The 18,880-nt window shown below is 53.7% G+C and carries 21 protein-coding genes; 14 read left to right on the forward strand and 7 right to left on the reverse strand.

The window, feature by feature from the left end; translation table 11 throughout:
- Positions 1 to 98 precede the first annotated feature (98 nt).
- Complete coding sequence (locus J2I48_RS00005; protein WP_207333325.1) at positions 99 to 1,082, reverse strand: phytanoyl-CoA dioxygenase family protein; 984 nt, start codon at positions 1,080 to 1,082, stop codon at positions 99 to 101.
- A gap of 184 nt (positions 1,083 to 1,266) precedes the next feature.
- On the opposite strand from J2I48_RS00005, the gene J2I48_RS00010 reads away from it, so the two are divergent.
- The 3 genes from J2I48_RS00010 (at position 1,267) to J2I48_RS00020 (ending at position 5,583) form a co-directional block, all read left to right on the forward strand.
- Positions 1,267 to 2,112 (forward strand): AraC family transcriptional regulator, encoded by an 846-nt coding sequence (locus J2I48_RS00010; protein ID WP_207333326.1) that lies wholly within the window; start codon positions 1,267 to 1,269, stop codon positions 2,110 to 2,112.
- Between the two features lie 177 nt (positions 2,113 to 2,289).
- Positions 2,290 to 4,740, forward strand: a complete 2,451-nt coding sequence (locus J2I48_RS00015) for a TonB-dependent receptor (protein ID WP_207333327.1) — start codon at positions 2,290 to 2,292, stop codon at positions 4,738 to 4,740.
- Positions 4,741 to 5,583: a DUF4249 family protein gene (locus J2I48_RS00020; RefSeq protein WP_207333328.1), complete on the forward strand. Its 843-nt coding sequence runs from the start codon at positions 4,741 to 4,743 to the stop codon at positions 5,581 to 5,583.
- A 97-nt stretch (positions 5,584 to 5,680) separates the two neighbouring features.
- Here the strand turns inward: J2I48_RS00020 and J2I48_RS00025 are convergent, their stop codons facing one another.
- Both J2I48_RS00025 and J2I48_RS00030 read right to left on the reverse strand, forming a co-directional pair.
- Entirely contained in the window at positions 5,681 to 6,505 is an 825-nt protein-coding gene (locus tag J2I48_RS00025) for a helix-turn-helix domain-containing protein (protein ID WP_207333329.1), read from the reverse strand.
- 38 nt (positions 6,506 to 6,543) lie between these two features.
- Positions 6,544 to 7,299: an alpha/beta fold hydrolase gene (locus tag J2I48_RS00030; protein ID WP_207333330.1), complete on the reverse strand. Its 756-nt coding sequence runs from the start codon at positions 7,297 to 7,299 to the stop codon at positions 6,544 to 6,546.
- Positions 7,300 to 7,475: 176 nt separating this feature from the next.
- Between J2I48_RS00030 and J2I48_RS28415 the strand changes: the two genes are divergently transcribed.
- Positions 7,476 to 7,604, forward strand: a complete 129-nt coding sequence (locus tag J2I48_RS28415; RefSeq protein WP_262899078.1) for a hypothetical protein — start codon at positions 7,476 to 7,478, stop codon at positions 7,602 to 7,604.
- Between the two features lie 73 nt (positions 7,605 to 7,677).
- On the opposite strand, the gene J2I48_RS00035 is transcribed toward J2I48_RS28415, so the two are convergent.
- From J2I48_RS00035 to J2I48_RS00050, 4 genes are all read right to left on the reverse strand, one after another.
- On the reverse strand, positions 7,678 to 7,911 hold the full coding sequence (locus J2I48_RS00035) for a hypothetical protein (RefSeq protein ID WP_207333331.1): 234 nt from the start codon (positions 7,909 to 7,911) through the stop codon (positions 7,678 to 7,680).
- 182 nt (positions 7,912 to 8,093) lie between these two features.
- A complete protein-coding gene (locus J2I48_RS00040) occupies positions 8,094 to 9,686 on the reverse strand; it encodes a peptide chain release factor 3 (protein WP_207333332.1) in 1,593 nt (530 codons plus the stop codon).
- Positions 9,687 to 10,023: 337 nt separating this feature from the next.
- The gene (locus J2I48_RS00045; RefSeq protein WP_207333333.1) at positions 10,024 to 10,854 is read right to left on the reverse strand and encodes an HNH endonuclease family protein; all 831 of its coding nucleotides are present in this window, start codon (positions 10,852 to 10,854) and stop codon (positions 10,024 to 10,026) included.
- Positions 10,851 to 12,047 carry an AAA family ATPase gene (locus J2I48_RS00050; protein WP_207333334.1) on the reverse strand — a complete coding sequence of 399 codons (1,197 nt, stop codon included), beginning with the start codon at positions 12,045 to 12,047 and terminating at the stop codon, positions 10,851 to 10,853. The genes J2I48_RS00045 and J2I48_RS00050 overlap by 4 nt, the downstream gene beginning before the upstream one ends.
- 143 nt (positions 12,048 to 12,190) lie before the next feature.
- Here J2I48_RS00050 and J2I48_RS00055 point away from each other — a divergent pair, with 143 nt between their 5' ends.
- The 10 genes from J2I48_RS00055 (at position 12,191) to J2I48_RS00100 (ending at position 18,874) form a co-directional block, all read left to right on the forward strand.
- Entirely contained in the window at positions 12,191 to 12,685 is a 495-nt protein-coding gene (locus tag J2I48_RS00055) for a hypothetical protein (protein WP_207333335.1), read from the forward strand.
- Positions 12,686 to 12,943: 258 nt separating this feature from the next.
- Positions 12,944 to 13,159: a DUF2188 domain-containing protein gene (locus J2I48_RS00060; RefSeq protein ID WP_207333336.1), complete on the forward strand. Its 216-nt coding sequence runs from the start codon at positions 12,944 to 12,946 to the stop codon at positions 13,157 to 13,159.
- Between the two features lie 27 nt (positions 13,160 to 13,186).
- Positions 13,187 to 13,606, forward strand: coding sequence for a four-helix bundle copper-binding protein (locus J2I48_RS00065; protein ID WP_207333337.1), 420 nt, complete (start codon positions 13,187 to 13,189; stop codon positions 13,604 to 13,606).
- A gap of 95 nt (positions 13,607 to 13,701) precedes the next feature.
- The gene (locus tag J2I48_RS00070; protein WP_207333338.1) at positions 13,702 to 14,427 is read left to right on the forward strand and encodes a DUF3891 family protein; all 726 of its coding nucleotides are present in this window, start codon (positions 13,702 to 13,704) and stop codon (positions 14,425 to 14,427) included.
- Positions 14,428 to 14,675: 248 nt separating this feature from the next.
- Positions 14,676 to 15,110 (forward strand): RrF2 family transcriptional regulator, encoded by a 435-nt coding sequence (locus tag J2I48_RS00075; protein ID WP_207333339.1) that lies wholly within the window; start codon positions 14,676 to 14,678, stop codon positions 15,108 to 15,110.
- 56 nt (positions 15,111 to 15,166) lie between these two features.
- Positions 15,167 to 15,394: a hypothetical protein gene (locus tag J2I48_RS00080; protein WP_207333340.1), complete on the forward strand. Its 228-nt coding sequence runs from the start codon at positions 15,167 to 15,169 to the stop codon at positions 15,392 to 15,394.
- A 2-nt stretch (positions 15,395 to 15,396) separates the two neighbouring features.
- A complete protein-coding gene (locus tag J2I48_RS00085; RefSeq protein WP_207333341.1) occupies positions 15,397 to 17,223 on the forward strand; it encodes a cbb3-type cytochrome c oxidase subunit I in 1,827 nt (608 codons plus the stop codon).
- Positions 17,204 to 18,214, forward strand: a complete 1,011-nt coding sequence (locus J2I48_RS00090) for a cbb3-type cytochrome c oxidase subunit II (protein WP_207333342.1) — start codon at positions 17,204 to 17,206, stop codon at positions 18,212 to 18,214. The genes J2I48_RS00085 and J2I48_RS00090 overlap by 20 nt, the downstream gene beginning before the upstream one ends.
- Positions 18,215 to 18,216: 2 nt before the next feature.
- On the forward strand, positions 18,217 to 18,471 hold the full coding sequence (locus J2I48_RS00095) for a hypothetical protein (RefSeq protein ID WP_207333343.1): 255 nt from the start codon (positions 18,217 to 18,219) through the stop codon (positions 18,469 to 18,471).
- Positions 18,464 to 18,874 carry a cytochrome C gene (locus J2I48_RS00100; protein WP_207333344.1) on the forward strand — a complete coding sequence of 137 codons (411 nt, stop codon included), beginning with the start codon at positions 18,464 to 18,466 and terminating at the stop codon, positions 18,872 to 18,874. Before J2I48_RS00095 ends, J2I48_RS00100 begins: the two co-directional genes overlap by 8 nt.
- Positions 18,875 to 18,880 lie beyond the last annotated feature (6 nt).

Below are 18,880 nucleotides of genomic sequence, written 5' to 3' on the forward strand. Positions count from 1 at the left end.
CCAGCGGGCCCCCTTTAGGGCGGGGGCGGTCCCGCGTCCGGGCTACACTTGCGTCAGCAAAAATCGTAAATCGTACATCGTACATCGTAAGTCGTACATCAATACGCTCGCAGTCCTAACAACTTCTCTCCCAACTCACTCAGTTCAGCCGTTTGGTAGCGGGTTTTTTCCCAGTTGCGGGGGTCGCCGGGGAATGCGTAGCCTTCGGGGGCCTGGCGGTTGCGCCACGAGTTGATGCGCCACTGCCGCAGGGGTTCGTTTTCGGGCTGGGCGGGCATCATAGAAATGTACTGGGCAATGCGCACCTTATTGTCGGTCAGGTTGGGCCGGATGCCGTGGGCCAGGGTGCTGTTGAAGATCAGCAGATCGCCAGCTTCCAATTTCACCTTCACCATATCGAAACCAGTGGTGTCGGGGCGGAAGCGGTTGCGGTCTTCGGGCTGGGTCAGTTTCCAGGTGTCGTAGGTGCGGTAGAGTTCAGGAATGCACTGGAAACCACCCATGTTCTCATCGGTTTGGTCAGCCAGGGCCAACACGCCCTGCACGTTCTGGGGACGGGTTTCGGGGTCATAATCCCAGTGAATAAAGCCTTTGAATGGCTGGTCGGGCGAGACGGGGAAGTTCAGGTTGGCGCGGTCGATGGTGACCCAGAGTTTTTCGGTGCCCCAGATGTCCACAAAGGCATCATACACGCGCTGCGTCTGGCGGTTGTCCCACTCGTATTGGTGGTTGTACAGTTCCACCATGCCGCTGCCGATGAGTTCTTTCATCTGCATCTCGGCGCGGGGCGGGGCATACCAGGTGGCCTTGTCGTTGGGATCTTTTTCTTCAAACTCCCATAGCAGCTGGGCCAACCGGTCGGCCTGTTCGCGGGGCACGGCCTGCTTGATGATCACGTAGCCATTTTCTTTCCAAAACGTCCAGTCTGCTTCTGACAAAACGCGAAGAGGTGCGCCCGGTCCATAGCCACGGTTTGAGCGGTCATTTAGTGCCTGCTTGCTGCTGGTGGCGGTAGAGGGGTTTCCCGGAATGTCGGTGTGGGCATTGTCGGGAATCATGATAGGCGTCATGGTCGGTTGCATAGCCGTGTTTGATTTTGCTGTGATTGAATAGTACAAATCTACGCCATCAATAGGTGGCAAGGTTAGCACACGAATGACCCGTTTTTGCACGATATTGCTGTTGATAGGAATGAAAGGATGGTTGAAGAGCAAAAATGTGGAGATTAGCGCTCCGCGTGGCTTCTCGTTGCCAGCACTACCACCCATGAAACTAGCCCTCGAACAAATCCGCCCCGACGCCGACAGCTCGTTCCATATCCTGCTGACGCCCCACCTGGAAAACGTCTTCCTCTGGCACTACCACCCCGAATATGAACTGGTCTTCATCGACGGAGCCAGCGGCACCCGGCACGTGGGCGACCATATTTCGCGTTACGAAGGCAGCGACCTCGTGTTCATCGGCCCCAATATTCCCCACCTCAATTTTGACTATGGCGTAACGACCGACTACCGAAAAGTGGTTGTGCAACTCGACGAGGGCTTTTTAGGGCAACTGATTGGCCGGGCACCGGAGTTTGCGGCCATCAGTCGCCTGTTCGACGCGGCGCGGGCGGGACTGTCGTTTTCGGGTGAAACCAAGGCGAAGGTGGGGGCGCAACTCGAGCAGCTGCCCGGTCTGCAACCCTTCGAGCGGATTATGGCCCTGCTGACCATTTTCCAGCAACTCGCCACCAGCCCGGAGGCCACGTCGCTGCACGGCAAGCCCGTGGTGGGGCAGTACAACCTGGCCGAACAGCAGCGCCTTCGGCAAGTATACCAGTACGTAGAAGAGCAGTTTCAGCGGCCCATTGCCCTGGGCGAAATTGCCGCCGTGGCCAACCTGACAGAGGCTGCTTTCTGTCGCTACATCAAGCGCATGACAGGCCTCACGTTCACGCAGTTGCTGAATCAGTTTCGTATCAATCAGGCGCAAAAACTACTCCTGACCAACCATACCGTAACTGAAACGGCCGAAGCCAGTGGATTCGAGAGTCTGTCCTATTTCAACAAAATATTCCGCCGCGTCACGGGCGAAAATCCCCTTCAGTTTAAAAAAAGGCATCGGGAATAGGTGTGTGTTGCTGCGCGTCAGCCCCTACAGCGCGAAGCCCACTACTGCGCGTAGCCAACATCAAATATCAAACTCCTTGTGGCTATTAAAACCCTGATGTGTCGGTAGAATCTGCAACAGAACGTGGGCATTTCCCGTAATGAAAAGTACGTTCTTCGCGCTGTAATCTTGTAGGCTATGACTAAACCGCTACTTGTCTTTTTATCTGTTTTACTGGCCGTTTCGGCCCACGCACAGGACCTGCCACCCATGCGCACTAAGCGGGTGCCGCAGCAGCGAAACCTGACCGTGTCGGGCCGCGTGACCGACGCTGCCACCGCCGAAAACCTGCCCTTCGCCTACGTGCGGGTACGCAGCACGCGGCAGATTGCCCAAACCAATGTCGATGGTTTTTTTACGCTGCTCAATGTGCCGAGCGACACCTGTACGCTGGAAGTCAGCTATATCGGTTTCAAAGATGCCACGCTGCCCCTGGTGCCAGGCGAATCGGCGCGGCGGCTGACGATTGAGCTTGACCCCAACCGGACCGACTTGCAGGAGGTGCAGGTGCGCGGTCAAAAAACCGAGGTCATGCGCGCCGCCGAAACCATCGGTATGATTCAGCTCACGCCCCGCAACCTCACCAAACTGCCCAACGTGGGCGAACGCGACCCTTTCCGCGCCCTGCAACTGATGCCCGGCGTGAGTGCCGCCAACGAATCGTCGGCGGGTCTCTACGTCCGCGGTGGCACGCCTGACCAGACGCTGGTGCTGCTCGACGGCTTCACGGTCTATCAGGTAGACCATCTGTATGGCTTTTTTTCGGCGTTTAACTATAATGCGTTGAAAGACATACAGTTACAGAAGGGCGGCTTCGGTGCTAAATATGGCGGACGGCTGTCGGGCGTGGCCGAAATGACGGGGAAAGAAGGTAGCCGCAAGGCCGTCAATGTGGGGGGTGATGTGAGTGCGCTCAGTGCCAACCTCTTTGCCGAAGCCCCCATTGGCAACAAGATATCGGTGCTGGTAGCGGGTCGGCGGTCGTTTCAGGGGCCATTGTATACCAAGCTGTTCGACCAGTTTCAGACCACGCAAAGCGTGCAGCCACAACGGCAGGGGCGGGGCGGGCTGCTGTCTACTACCCAAACGGTGGCCTCCTATTTCTATGATTTTAATGGTCGTGTCACCTACCGCCCCACCGACCTGGATCAAATCACACTCAGTGTTTATAACGGCAAAGACTACCTCGACAATGGGCAGAGCATCAACCTCCCGGCCTTTGGGCGGGGTGGGCAGGGTGGTCAACCGGGTATTACGGGTGGGTCGCTCACCAACACTGATCTTTCGAACTGGGGCAACACCGGGGGCAGCCTGAAATGGTCGCGGCGGTGGTCAGATCGATTCTATACCAACACGCTGGTGAGCTATTCCAACTACTACAGTCAGCGCAACATTTCCAATCAGGTGTCTATTCAGCGCGGCGGCCCCAACGGCAACCGCAACAATGCCAACTTTGGTACGCTGGAAGATAACAACCTTATCGATCAGTCGCTGAAAACCGACCTGACGTGGCAGTATTCGGCCAATCAGCAAATCGAAACGGGTATTCAGTTTTCGCACCTCGCCATCGACTACGCCTATAAACAAAACGACACGCTGACTGTTTTGGGCAAAAACGACCGGGGCAACCTGCTCACCGCCTACGTGCAGGACCGGCTGTCGCTGCTCGATAACAGGCTGATTCTCACGCCCGGCCTGCGCGCCACGCAGTATGGCGTGACGGGGCAACTCTACGCCGAACCCCGGCTATCGGCGTCGTATCGGGTCAACAACCGGCTGCGGTTGAAGGCCGCCACGGGGCAGTATTACCAGTTTATCAAGCAGGTTACGCGCGAAGATATTTCGCAGGGAAACCGTACGTTCTGGCTGCTGTCGGGTACGCCGTCGCTGCCGGTGTCGTCGGCCTGGCACTACATCGCGGGGGCTTCCTACGAAACGGCGGGCTACCTGCTCGACATAGAGGCCTACGCCAAAGACCTGCGCGGCGTGACGGAATACACCCTGCGTTTTGCCCCGCAAATTGGCCGGGGGCTGGTGCCGCAGGAAACGTTTTTCAACGGCACCGGTACCGTGCGGGGCGTCGACGTGCTGGTACAGAAGAAATTCGGGGCCTACACCGGCTGGATTGGCTACACCTATGCTCAGGCCAAAAGCAGCATTGCCCAGTTTGGCGACCAGCCCTACTACGCCAATCAGGACGTGCGCCACGAGTTTAAATCCATCAACACGTTCCGCTACAAACGCCTCGACCTGGCGGCCACGTTCATCTACGCCACGGGCAAACCCTACACCTCTATCGTGGGCGAATACAGCGTGAAGCTCCTTGACGGCACGAGCAAAACATTTACTAACCCATCGGCCAAAAACGCGAACCGATTCCCTGATTATCAGCGCCTTGATCTTTCGGCAACGTATAATTTCGGCCACGGCAGCCTCGGCGTATCGGTGTTCAATGTGCTGGACCGGCAGAACGTCTGGTACAAGAAATTCACCTCTGTGCAGGACGGCGGCGACAGTCAGCTGGTCGTTACCGACGTCACGTACCTGGGCCTTACGCCCAACCTCACCTTTTCTTACCGCCTTCGCTAGATGAACCTATATCGCACACTCGCCCCAATCCTCGTTGCGTCGATACCCCTGCTCGGTTGTCAGGAAACCGTCACGACGCTAGCCCCCGACGACAAGCCCGTGGTAGAAGCCTACCTCGCGCCGGGACAGCCCATGACGGTGCACGTGACCAAGCAAATCCCCTTCAACGCCGACACCACCGGGCAGGGTCAACCCATTGCCGGACTGGCCCTGAAAATCAGCAGCAACACCGCTACCTACGCCCTCCGCTACATCGGTGATGGCCTCTACCAAAGCGCCGCCGACGTGATGCCGCGCCTGGGGCAGACCTACACCCTGGCATTCGACTACCTCGGTCAGCGCGTCACAGCCACCACGCAGATGCCCGCCAAACCCGTTGGCTACGCCCAGGACGTGATCGAGTTAATCCGCACGGTCCCTGTACAGGGCGGCCCCGGTGGTGGACCGGGTGGCGGGGGCGGGCCGCAGCAGCAGGGAGCCGTACGCCTAAGCTGGCAAAACCCCACCGCCGACTACTATTTTGTGGTGGTGGATAACATTGAAGCCACGCCGGTGCTGATTAACCAGAACGTGAACCCCAACCGGCCCCTGCAACAAAATCGCCGTTTCCGCAATCAGCCCACCCAAAGCGATTTCGACGATGTGCGGGGGCAGAGTTTTCAGTACTACGGTCGCCACCGGATGGTGCTGTTTCACCTCAACCCTGACTACGCCGCGCTGTATAAACAAAACAGCACCAGCACCCAGAACATCGCCACGCCCCCCACCACGGTGGTTAACGGCCTCGGCATCTTCACCGGCGTAAACACCGACACGCTGTATGTGAACGTGAAGCCCCAGTAATGGGGTTCTTGGATTACTATACTTTTATGGCCGACGAAGAGTCAATTGACGAAAATCGCTTTCCTTCAATGAACATACGGTAGGATATTCTAGCCTATCACAGATTCACAACCATCTCCGGTCGCTGGGCGTATTCTCTCAGAATCAGGTTTGGCGTAACGTGGGTGAACTGCTTGAAATCTTTTGCCAAATGGTCGTAATCGGTGTAGCCAAACTGAATTGCCACCGTGAGCCAGTCGGTAGCCAGGTTCTTTTCTTTATAGTCGAACGTCTGGTAAAACCGGCTAATGCGGCTGTACAGTTTCGGTCCGATGCCCATCCGTTCGCTGAATTTTCGTTCAAACTGGCGGGGGCTTAAATTGGCCTGGTCAGCCAGCCAATCCAGCGAAAACGGCGTTGGGTTATGTAGCAACAACTCGCCAATCCGGTCGATGGGGTGTGCGTCAATTCGTATCGTTCTCAGTTTTCGGAGCAGGTAGTTTTCGGCCCGTTCAATCATGGCTGGGTACGTGGGGGAATTCGCAATCTGGTCATTGACCGACTGCAACCCGGCATTCATCACCGCTTCGGCATCACAAAATTCCTGCGTGAGTTCGTGGCTCGAAAAACCCAGCAACCGATGCATTGCTCCCGGCTGAAAAATAACCATCAACATCAGGAAATCAGGCTCCGTAAAGGTGTGAAAGTTGAGCCGGGAAACGTGCTGACCAAACAGGGCGTTTGGGGCAATGTTGGTCGTGGTGTTCGTTAGTGGGTCGTGCGATCTGATACGCCCTTTGGCGAAAAACACAAGTGCCTGTTCAATTCGGGTCGGATAGGGCTTAACACGCTGATTATCTGGCAAGTGGTCAAAGTGAACCAGCAAGTAGTTTCGCACAAAAGGCTGTAAAGCAGGGCAGGGCTGTATTTCCTGATAAATCATAGCCTTGTCGGGTTTCAGAACAACAGCAACGGCTAAAGCTACTTACATTTTTCCAGCAATTGGACCAAGTTGGCGGGCTGGTCGCGCATGGCATAATGCCCCCCTTCCAGGGTTAAAATTTGCCAGGCACGTTGTTTGGCTCGTTTGGCAAAGGGCGCAAATCCGGCTTTTTGTATATCTCCGTTTTGGGTCATCAGAATATACGACGTCGGAATCTTCGGGACAGCCGGATTTCTGATTGGTAGCGGCTCGCTGAAGGTCTTCAAGGGTTGCGGCACATCGGTTGGGGGTACTGGTTTGACCGGTCCAAACGGATAGCCAACAAACCCATCTTTGGTGAGCGGCCTGGTCATAGCATCGCCATTTGGCCCACGCGAAGCGAATAAACTTTCGCCATTGTTCGGCACAAACGCATCCAGATAAATCAGTTGTTTAATCCGGTCAGGAATTTGCTCGGCTACCCCCGAAATCACCATGCCGCCGTAGCTGTGCCCCACCAGAATAACATCGTGCAAGTCTTCAAACTGAAACACATTCACAATATCGGTGATGTGGGTGCTCAGGTTAATGGTGGGGTTGGCTAAATGGACGCGTTCGCCAAGCCCCGTCAGGGTGGGATGATATACCTTGTCGCCCTGCACCCGCAGCAGCGAATCTACTGTTTTGTATTCCCAGCCCCCACCCCACGCGCCGTGAACGAACAGGTACGTTCGCGGCGTACGTTTAGCAGTTGGCTGACCGAAGGCAGAAAGGGTAATCAGTGCGGATAGCAGGATACCAATAGACGTTTTCATGTTTGTGGCGGTTTATGTTTCTTCACAAACCTACTGGCCTACAGGCAGATACCACAAGTAAAAAAACGACATTCATGGAATAACAGTCAACCGTCAACCTATTCAGAAAAGACCTATACAACTCCCCACGCCAGCCACTAGCAGCCTGCCGAGTTGGGTACCTACGGAAACGCGTTGTGAAACATCACACAAATCAGCAGAGTAGTAAGGCGACCGGTGGCGAATTTCACGTCATTAACCTCGATGAACACAAGCCCATGTCGCCGCACCCGCTGGCGGCTCGTCGCAAGGTAGCGACAGCCTGAAGCGGATTGCATGGAAACTAAAAAGGGATCGGCCATTGGCCGATCCCTTTTTTATAGATACCAACAGAAGACACTAGTTCTTCATATCGGCAGCCTCTTTCTTCATTTTTTTGGCTTCTTTTTTCTCCATTTTGGCTTCCTTTTTAGCCGCAGGATCATCCATTTTACCCGCTTCATGCTTCATGTGGCGAGCCTCTTTCTTCATCTGCTTGGCTTCTTTCTTCGCCGCCTTTGCCGCGTCATCCTGAGCAAATGAGATGGACGTACCAGCAATCAACAGGGCGGCAAACAGGATCAACTTTTTCATAATCGTAGATTTGTTTTGGTTTACCCCATTACAACGTACGAATCCGACCGCTCTACACCTGAAACCGCGTGAACGGCCCGTTTTTAATCACCTTTTCACAGTGAAACTAAATAAGTAGCAGTGCCTACTGCCCCGATACCGCACTGGCGGACCGGTCAGACCGCTATCCACTGCTACTCCCTTCACACCATCTCCGTCTTGAATTCCGACGTCTTGTGGAAGGTAATGGCCGGGTTGTTGTCCTGATTCATCCGCAACATCCAGTCCGATTCGGCCAGAAATACGGGGTTCTGGTCCTTGTCATAGCCAATCTGATTGCCCTTCAGGCGGATAAACTCGTCGAGCTTTACTTTGTCATCCGACGTGATCCAGCAGGCGCGGCTTGTGTTCATGGGCACCCACCGGCACTTGGCACCGTACTCGTGTTCGAGGCGGTATTGGATCACTTCAAATTGCAGTTCGCCCACCGTGCCTACAATCTTGCGGTTGCCCAGGGCAAGGGTAAATAACTGCGCTACGCCTTCGTCGGTGAGCTGCTGAATCCCCTTGTCCAACTGCTTTGTTTTCATCGGGTCGAGGTTGACAAGCTCCTTGAATAGCTCCGGCGAAAAACTCGGAATACCTTGATACTGAAGGTCTTCGCCTTCGGTCAGGGTGTCGCCAATCTTAAATGTGCCGGTGTCGTAGAGGCCAATCACGTCGCCGGGGAAACCCTCTTCCACCACGGCTTTGGCGTCGGCCATGAAGCTAAACGGGCTGGAGAACCGCACGTCTTTGTCGAGGCGGGTGTGGTGGTAAAACTTGCCCCGCTCAAACAGGCCCGAACACACCCGCAGAAACGCGATCCGGTCGCGGTGGCGGGGGTCGAGATTGGCGTGGATCTTAAAGACAAAGCCGCTGAATTTGGCTTCTTCCGGCTCTACCACGCGCTTGTCGGTAGGCCGGGCAATGGGTTCGGGCGACACCTGGCAGAAGCCGTCAAGCAGTTCCTTCACGCCAAAGTTGTTCACCGCCGACCCAAAAAACACCGGCGCGATCTGCCCGGCGCGGTAGGCTTCCACATCGAACGGATCATAGACACCCTCAATCAACTCCACATCTTCGCGGAGTTGGGCGGCATCGCGGGCACCCACCTTTTCATCGAGCACCGGCGTGTCAATGTCGATAGGCAGCACGTCGTCTTCTACTTTGGTTTTATTGACGCGGAAGAAATATAACTTTTTCTCGTAGAGGCTATAGACACCCTTGAAGTCGGACCCCATATTAACGGGCCACGTCAGGGGGCGCACTTTGATGGTCAGCTTCTCTTCCAGCTCGTCGAGCAGGTCGAACGGGTTGCGGCCTTCGCGGTCCATTTTATTCACAAAAATGATCACCGGTGTGTCGCGCATCCGGCATACTTCCATGAGTCGTTCGGTCTGTTCTTCCACGCCTTTTACGCAGTCGATAACCAGAATAACGGAGTCGACGGCGGTGAGGGTTCGGTAGGTATCTTCGGCAAAATCTTTGTGTCCGGGCGTGTCGAGGATGTTTATCTTCTTGCCGTCGTAATCGAAGGTCATTACCGAGGTGGCTACGGAGATACCCCGTTGCTTCTCGATCTCCATGAAATCGGAGGTGGCCGACTTCTTGATTTTATTGGATTTTACGGCTCCAGCGGTTTGAATGGCCCCGCCGAAGAGCAGCAGTTTTTCGGTCAGTGTGGTTTTGCCGGCGTCGGGGTGGCTGATGATGGCAAACGTACGCCGACGGGCTATTTCCTGCTCTCTGTTCATTTGGTACTTTTCTAAGAATCAGGGTGCAAAGGTACGAAAAAAGAAGGAGGAAAGGAGGGTGGGAGGAGAGGAGGAGAGGGAGTACAGAAGGATGGGAGATGGTGAGATGAATGGGGGATGCCGCGTGCCGTAGGTACGCCATGTTTGTAGCCCAAGGGGGTAGCTGCGCGAGTGCGTATAGCGTGCCGTAGGCGCGACCACCACGTCTCTGTTGTGGCGTACCTATGGCACGCTATACGCACTCGCGCAACTACCCCCTTGGGCTACAAACATGGCGTACCTACGGCACGCGGCACTCGTACCTTTGCTCTATAAAAAGGAAAAACATTGGGGATGATTACCAACCGAGTGCTTCTGGAGCCTCTGCGAATAACCTAGTCAGTTCAGGTATGATGTGGTACTGCCGTTTCATCTCCTGCCAGACGGTTTGATGGCTCTCATCTTGAATATGTTGCTGTAAATCAGCTAAATGCGTCGATGTTGCTCCGTTATCTCGTTCGTGTATATACGCCTGCAATCGAGCACGAAAATTCGTGTAAGCTAATCGACGCGCCCTAACAAGTTCTGTTCGTGTATTCAGATGAAGCACCTCAATCGTGTAATTAGCCCGCTTAAAATCACGTGAATCAGGATCATCGTCTAATTCACTGAATCGAAATCCTAGCGCCCCGCCCCCCAAATCCAACATCATGAAGGCAAGCGGATTTTCACGTCGCGGGTCAATTAACGCGTCTACCCCAGCCGGTGGTGGCGATAGCACAAGCGCTTTATCAGGATGAGGCGGAATCTTGTATAAACTATCAGGATTGCTATGCCTAAACACGGTGTACTTGTTGTTTTTTGGGCCATTACAGGGGCCGCAGGCGTAGCAATAGTTATCCCAGGAGAAGGCACGGTCGGGATACAGCGATTTAGGGGCCATATGCTCTACCTCGTCGGCAACGCTGTCTTCGCAGTAATGGCATCGGCGTGGTCCGCAGCACATGTCGCCCAGGTGTTTCCTAACTTCTGCGAAAGCTCTGTTCTGCTGCGTATTGTATTGCTTGAAGCGTTTGGCTGCTTCGGCTACTTGCGCAGTGTAATTGCCTGCGTCAACTACTTGTTGCCCGTATGCGACTAGAGAATCTGCGGTTGGCTGGGATAACGCAGGAGGATAAAGACGAATCATCCGGCGGTGGGGAGTTTAGCACGAAGCTCGAACAGCCGCTGTTGCTCTTCTTTGGTAATGGTGCCTTTGACTGATTTCACGTTAAGCCGAGCCACTTCTTGGGCCAGTTTCACACCCGCCTCGCCCTGATTTACATTGTCACCGAATGCCCCCGTACCGTAGGCTTCCGACACATCACCGTAAATCAGCCGGTCGCGCTCAATGCCCGTAATCTCTCCTGATTGTTCATCACTGCCCGGTGCCGCCAACCGCCAGATGGAACCTCGCTTTTCGGCACCCCGACAAATCAGCGGGCTGTGGGTGGTGACGATAAATTGAATATTCGGAAAATGCTCGACAAACCACTGTCCAATCCGCGTTTGCCAGGTAGGATGCAAATGCGCATCTGCTTCGTCAATTAAAACGACACCTTCAGTATCAATAATCATCTCACCTTTTTCAATATTAGCAAAGACTTTATCTACGCTAAAAAGACGAACCATTTCGCGAAACATTTCGAACGTCAGGCTAAGTATTGACCTGTACCCGTCACTCAGTTGAGTTGCCGGTACAGAATTGCCATTGGCGTCACGAAAGAAAATGCCAGTTGAATCAACCTTTTCGATTATTACTCCCGGCTGAAGCAAATTTGATTCATTAACAAATCGCTCAATTCCGGCCAATTCTCTGCCATCAGACTTGTTATCTATTTTTTGTATGTACAGCTCGCGGATGAATGTAAGCGCTTCTGTTAGACCTATATCTTCGCCGAAAGCTGATAAATGGGCTGCTGCTTTAGGATGTGATTTAAAAATGCTTGCGTCTTCAGATCTACCACCTGTAAATCGACGAAAAGGACCAAAAGCCATTGAGAATTCCTGTTTAGGAATCGGCGTAGAGTTTCCTGTAAAAAGACGTATAGCAGATTGAGATAATGGTAGAGAAATAAAATCTAACTTGTAGCTAATATGAGGTTTTATAAACTCAATATTAATTCTACTAGTATTATCTGCATCTCTTGGCCATTCGAACATATTCTCCCTAACGGCCGGTGATTCATCATCTATTAAACAAGCCGCTACAGCCTTCACAAAAGATGATTTTCCCGATCCGTTTTCTCCGATTAATACGTGCCAACCAGCGTGCTGAGTGAACGTCATTTCGAACTGTTCAATGGCGCGGATATTGGTAATTTCTATTTTATCGATGTACATCGTAAGGGGGTGGTATTGGCTTGTTTGAGCGGTCGGTAGCTCAGGATGCAGAACCTTTGGCCGTAGCCAAAGTTAGTAGGAAAGGCGGTTCTGACGGTCAAAACTGGCTGGTTCAAACTGCCAATAGGCTAAACGACAACGTTATGAAAAAGCTAACCTACCTGGCCGCAATAGTGGCCCTGGCCCTGGGCACTACCCTGTCGGGCTGCGAATCGAAGACAAAAGACAAGGCCGACGACGTGGCAGAAGCCAAGCAGGAAGTGACTGAAACTGAACAGGCCGGGGGCACCAAACAGGAGGTAATGGACAAACAGGCCGACCTTGACTCGGCCCGGAAAGACTTCAAGAAAGCCTGGGATACCGACCGCGACGATATGCGCAAGGAGATCAACCGTGAGCTTGAAGACATCGACGAGAAAACGGCCACCTTCGAGCGCGATCTGAAAACCGCTACTTCCAGCGCCAAAACAACGCTGACAGCCAACTTGACTAAGCTAAAACAGGAACGCGCTACCCTCACGGGCCTGCTTAAGGAACTCGATCAGGTAACGGCGGCGAACTGGGACAAAACCAAAAAGGCCATCGAAAAAGTGAAAGACGGCGTTGATGACCGCGTTGACGACCTTAAGAAGAAATAAGTAGTCAATGCCAGTATTGGCTAGATGAAATCCCCGACTGTGGAAGGTCGGGGATTTTTTTGATAAGTAATCTGTGGAAAAAACGCTACATGAAGGCGCGGCATCAAGCTTTAGAGTCGTATTTAAATGGATTTGTTCAACAAATAAATGATTGATAGTGAGCATGTTAATCATATTTGACATAGGTAGATGGTACTATGCCGCTGACTTGGCATAATTATTCTACAGAAACAGTCGAGACAGCAACAACACGCCCCTATGAACTGGACCCTTACTCACTTCCCCGCAGCTATGCGTTCATTAAACCCAAGCACGCGGGCCAAAGCCATCGAGATTGCCAACACGCTGGTAGAACGCGGTGAGGGTAACCGTCAGCAGGTGATTGAACAAAGCATTGCTGAAGCCCGCTCCTGGGCACGAACCACCCAACTCGAATTAGCGACGCGGACTGCCTTTACCTTCCCACAACATTGATTCACTCACGTCTTCAACAGTAACCTCATGATTTGGAATAAATCAGTATACGACACCCTGACTAGCTGCGCCGCCCTCTGCGATGAAACCGCAACAGAATCCTCACGGTCGGTGGATATTGAAAACTGGTACCGCTTCATTTTTCTCAACCTCGATTGTGCCGACATCTGCCGTCAGGTGGCCATGCTTTACGTACGGGGGTCGGAAAATACCAGGCTGCTGGCCGAAACTTGTATTGAAGTGTGCGAGAAATGCGCCAGTGAAGCCCGCGAGTTTAACAACGAGAAAGCGCGGCAGGTGTACGCCATGTGCCAGCAGACCATCATGAGCTGCATCACAATCCTGAATATGGCTCCACATATGGACCTCGATAAGGTACAGCCCCATAAGAACACTCCCACGTCGCTTTTCTACGGCATCGACCTCCGCGACGCACTATATAATTAGTGAAAGAGTGAATGGCGAAAGAGTGAAAGAGTGTGATCCGGCACTCTTTCACTCTTTCACTCTTTCGCCATTCACTCTTTCGCACCTTCGCTTCTATGATCGTAAAACTCGCCTCAACTGGCTGGGAAATTATTCACCAACCGGCCCATGGGTTGCTGGCGTTTCAGTTAGGGCAGCAATGGAAAGCGGCAAAACGCCCCCTCCACTGGCCCGAAACCCTAATTGCCCTCACCGAACACGACGACGGTCAGGAACCTTACGAGGGCCGCAATCACCTTACACCACTAGGTGCACCGCTCAATTTTCAGGAACTGTCTTATTCCGTCGAACAGATGCGGAATATGGTCAGCATTGCCCTTCAGAAAAGCCGCTGGAATGCGCTGATGGTGTCGATGCACAGCACGTTTTTGTACGAAGAAAAACGTGACACTGACCCAGCTTTGGATGAATTTCTGGATCAACAGAAGCAAAACCAGCAGTCGTGGCGGCGGCAATATGGTGTTACCAAAGCCGAGGCCACTTACGCCTATGACTTTGTGCAGTGGTGCGATGCGTTTTCGCTGATCCTGTGCCTTGATCAGGTACCCCCTGAAGGCCGCCGACTGGAGATCAGCAAAGGTCCCGACGGCACTCCCTACTACGTTTTCCAACGCCCCGATGGCACCCTGGGTCTCGACCCCTGGCCCTACGACCCTGTACAACTGACCGTCAGCATTGAACAAAGTACGGTACCTCAACTGGTTTTCGCCGACGACAGAGAACTGTATAACGCCCTGCAACAGGCCCCCATTGAGACGAAGACCTGGACACTGAAACAGTGAATTGGATTCTGGATTGGTTGCCAACCCGTCAGGCCGGTACAGTGAAGGGGCCACTGCGGACGAGCGTTGCTCCCAACGCCTGTACCGTAGTGGCAGCCTTGTCCTTGGCAACAACGGTGTACTATGCAGACGACGTTTTCGTACCAGTTGAGTGAACGACATTACCTATTGCTTGCCAAAAAATAGTAGAATATATTTTTGTATTTTAATAGCGGCACCTATATTTGCCTCGTAAAGTTGATTGAATCATGTTTTCCAAGACCTGTGAGTACGCGCTAAGAGCCGTTATTTATATTGCTCAACAATCCAAGCAGAACCAGAAAGTAAGTTTCAAACAAATTGCTAAAGCCATTGACGCACCAGAATCATTCATTGCCCGGATCCTGCAAGACTTAAGTCGGCGCGATGTTATTCAATCGGCAAAGGGGCCCACGGGTGGCTTTTTTGTGAATCAGCAGTCCATGAACCAGAGCTTAGCCGATGTAGTCCGGGTTATGGATGGTGATAAACTTTTTGTCGATTGTGGCCTGGGGCTGAGCTATTGTTCTGAGAAAAACCCCTGCCCGCTCCATAATGAGTTTAAAGCCATTCGAGCCAATATTCAACAGATGCTGGAATCAGCTACGCTGGGTAACTTCAATGACTTATTAGACCAACAACAGTTGTTTTTGGGCAGAAGCTAAAAAATTTGGCCAATTAAGAGATAAAAAGGTGTTTCACTATTTAACTGTTAGCATCTATGACACGGCAGATTACAAAAAATCAGTTTCTCAGCCATCGCATTGAGTTGTACCAGCACAACCGTATACCCGGACCCTCCTGCGCCCACTGGTACTACATAGTCACCGAAGTGATTAAAGTAACCCTACTGCTCTGGCTTGGCTTCCGTGCTCTGTCGAAACCGGTGTATCGTTCACGGCCACAGTCGGGTAACACCTTGTTCAATAATCTCTTAACCGAAAATTAGCTATGGAATCCTCTATCCTTAATCGCTGGCACTGGGCCAGTCTACTGCTGGTGCTGAGTGTTCAACCCGTGCTTGCTCAGGGTAGTCCGGTCGGTGATGTGTGGAGTCAGCCGGGTATTATCGGGACCATTATTTTGTTGGTCATCGTAATGGCGGGGGTGTTGGTACTGGCCATTGCCCGGTTGGGTGGTGTGCTCAACAAGTTGTCTACCCCGTTGGAGCAGCAACAAAACGAGACGTTTGAGGAAACCGTGGCCAATCTGACAACCGACCAGCTCGACCAGATTCTGGAACGGCGGCAGGCCCGTTCTTATCAACTGACGGGTCGTGAATTGGGTAGTGAGCAACGTCCCCAAGATGAGAAAGGGCTGGTCAGCCACGTAACTACGGACATGCACGCGCCCTTAGTGGCCGAAAAGAAGCACACGCTCCGGTACGGTAAAGTAGAACCCGCGCTTATCCGGCTCATTGCCGCCTACCTGCTGAGTGCGGCTTTCTGGTTGGTTTTCGGAACGGCCATTGGCTGGTACGTGGGTATCAAGTTTGTCCGGCCCGATATTGACCATGTCGCGTGGCTCTCCTTTGGGCGGCTCCGACCGGTTCACACCAATACGGTCTTTTGGGGCTGGTCGTCGCTGTCGATGCTGGGCCTGGGGCTGTTTGTGGTGACCCGAACCAGCAACACTCGCCTGTTTAGCTACCGCTTGGGCTGGCTTTCGCTGGGACTGATCAACGCCTGCTTAGTGCTGGGTACGCTGTGTCTGATGAACGGTATCAACAACGGCGGGGGCGAATACCGCGAGTTTATCTGGCCGGTGATGGCCCTGTTTGCCATCGGCCTGGTCATTAGCCTGTACAACTTCTACCAGACCGTGGCGCACCGTCAGATCGAGGAGATGTACATCTCCAACTGGTACATGCTGGGTGCTTTGTCCTGGGTTATTATCCTGTCCGTTATTGCCTACCTGCCCTTTTACCAGAATGGCTTAGGCGAAACCGTCATCCAGGGCTATTATATGCACCAGGGCGTGGGCATGTGGTTTATGTCCTTTACGCTGGGGCTGGTGTATTATTTCCTGCCCATGTCGCTCAATAAGCCGATCTACTCCTACTCACTGGGAGTGCTGGCTTTCTGGACGCAGTTGCTGTTTTATACCCTGATTGGCACCCACCATTACGTATTCAGCCCGGTTCCGTGGTGGCTTCAGGCGGTGGCCATTGTCTTTAGTGCCGGTATGTTCATTCCGGTGCTGGCCGGTACCACCAACTTTGTGATGACCTTTCGCGGCAGCGGCAAACACGTGACCAGCAGTTATTCACTGCCGTTTCTGGCCGTAGGCGTCCTGTTCTACTTTACCGGCTCGGTGCAGGGGTCCATGCAGGCCTTTCGGTTCACCAACGTCGTCTGGCACTTCACCGACTTCAACGTAGCGCACTCCCACATTACCATGTATGGCATTATTGCCTTCCTGCTCTGGGGGTGCATCTATACGCTGGTGCCTCGCTTCATGGGCCGCGAGCCGCGACAGCTCCTGGTGGGTATTCACTTCTGGTTTGCTCTGCTGGGGCTGCTGGCTTACATCGTCTCGATGATGATTGGTGGTACACTGAAGGGGTTGAGCTGGCTGGATGGGGAGCCGTTTATCAAAAGCGTCGTGCTGATGGCCCCTTTCTGGGTTTGGCGGGCCATTGGCGGTACCCTGATGCTGCTCTCCCATTTCGTTTTCGCCTTCAACCTCTACGAGATGCTCCTTAAATCGGCCCCTGCCTCTGAAGCGAGTTCTGTTCCCCATTTAAACAACACCCATCATGTGGCTGAATCTGCATAAAAACCACCGGCTGTTTCTGGGGCTGGCGGCTGGGGTTTTCCTCCTGCTCAGTACGCTGATTGCCGTTATGCCCGCCTTTTCGGTACAGAATAACAACGCACCGCTGCCGGATGCGTCCCCCACGAATGCCGAGATTCAAAACGGACTGGATGTCTTTGTGAGCGAGAACTGCATGGCCTGCCATACGCAGCAGGTACGTAACATCGACATGGACAAGACCTGGGGTGGCCGTCCCGGTATTCCCGCCGACTACGCCCGTAACGCCCGCCTGGACAACCTACGGGCAACGCCCTCGGTGCTGGGCACGGAACGTACCGGCCCCGATCTGACCGAACTAGGCGAGCGGCAACCCAGTGAAGACTGGCATTACCTGCACCTGTTCAATCCGCGCTCGGTCGTCAAGGAATCCATTATGCCCGCCTACCCGTGGTTGTTTACCACCCAATCGACGGTGGGCAGCTACGATAAAGAGTTGAACGTACCGGCCGAGTTCCGGCAGGGTATTACGGGCCACATCGTACCGACCGAGCGTGCCCGGCAGTTGGTCGCCTATCTGCTGTCGCTCAAACAGGTTGATTTGCCTGATGGCCAGTCACCTGCCTTTCTCGAATACAAAAAACCGAAACCGGCTGCGGGTAGTGGCACCGCTTCTGGCGAAGCGGTGCTCGACGGTGCTGCGCTGTATGCCCAGCATTGCCAGGCGTGTCACCAGGCGGGTGGCGAGGGACTTAAAGGGGCCTTCCCACCCCTGAAAGGTAGCCCCATTGTAAACGATGCCAATGCCGAGATGCTGGTTCGGATTGTGTTACAGGGCTACGATGCCCGCGCTGAATACGCCGTGATGCCTCCCTTTGCCCAAAAACTCTCAGACGCGGAGATTGCCGCCATTGCCACCCATGAGCGAAGTGCCTGGAGTAATAGAGCCGAAAAAGTGACTCCTGAGCTGGTGCGCCAAATCCGGGCGGCTATAGAAACCGAAACAACCCAATAGCTATGAAAACACGCTTTTTGACGCTGCTATTCTGCCTGCTGAGCCTATGGAGCTTCGCTTGTCCGCTCTGCCGAAAACGGCAACCGAAGGGGTTCGCCAACATTACCCACGGCACGGGTCCCGAAGGGCTATTCGACTACGTCGTGTTCTACAGCTCGATTGGCGTCGTGGTGCTGACGTTCGGGCTGCTGATTTACTACAGTGTTAAACCGCGACGGGCTGTTCACCCCCCGCTTATCGACTGGAATCATGGCTAAGACCTCGCAGCTTGTCACGCTTTTTCTCGACGACAACCCCGTCCCGTTCGCGGCTTACGCCCCACCCATCAAATTAGACATCGACACGACCCGGCTGACGGATGGTCTGCACGCGCTGAAAATCGTGGCCCGCTCGTCGGACGGGCGGGAAGGCGTGCAGCACATTTCTTTCACGGTCCGTAATGGGCCGGCCATTTCGGTCATTGGTATTGCCGAGGGCGACACGGTGTCGGATGTCATTCCACTTACGGTCAATGCCTACGGCAGCGAACGAACCGATTCGTTTGTGGTGGTGGCGTCTGAAACCCCCAAAGCCATTCCCAGTTGGGTGTGGGCACTGGTGATCGCTTTCCTGGGCTGGGGGGCTTATTATTTCTACTCATCCCTGTTTATGTCAACGTAACTCTGC

Source organism: Fibrella aquatilis (genome assembly GCF_017353255.1).
Classification (GTDB): Bacteria; Bacteroidota; Bacteroidia; order Cytophagales; family Spirosomataceae; genus Fibrella; species Fibrella aquatilis.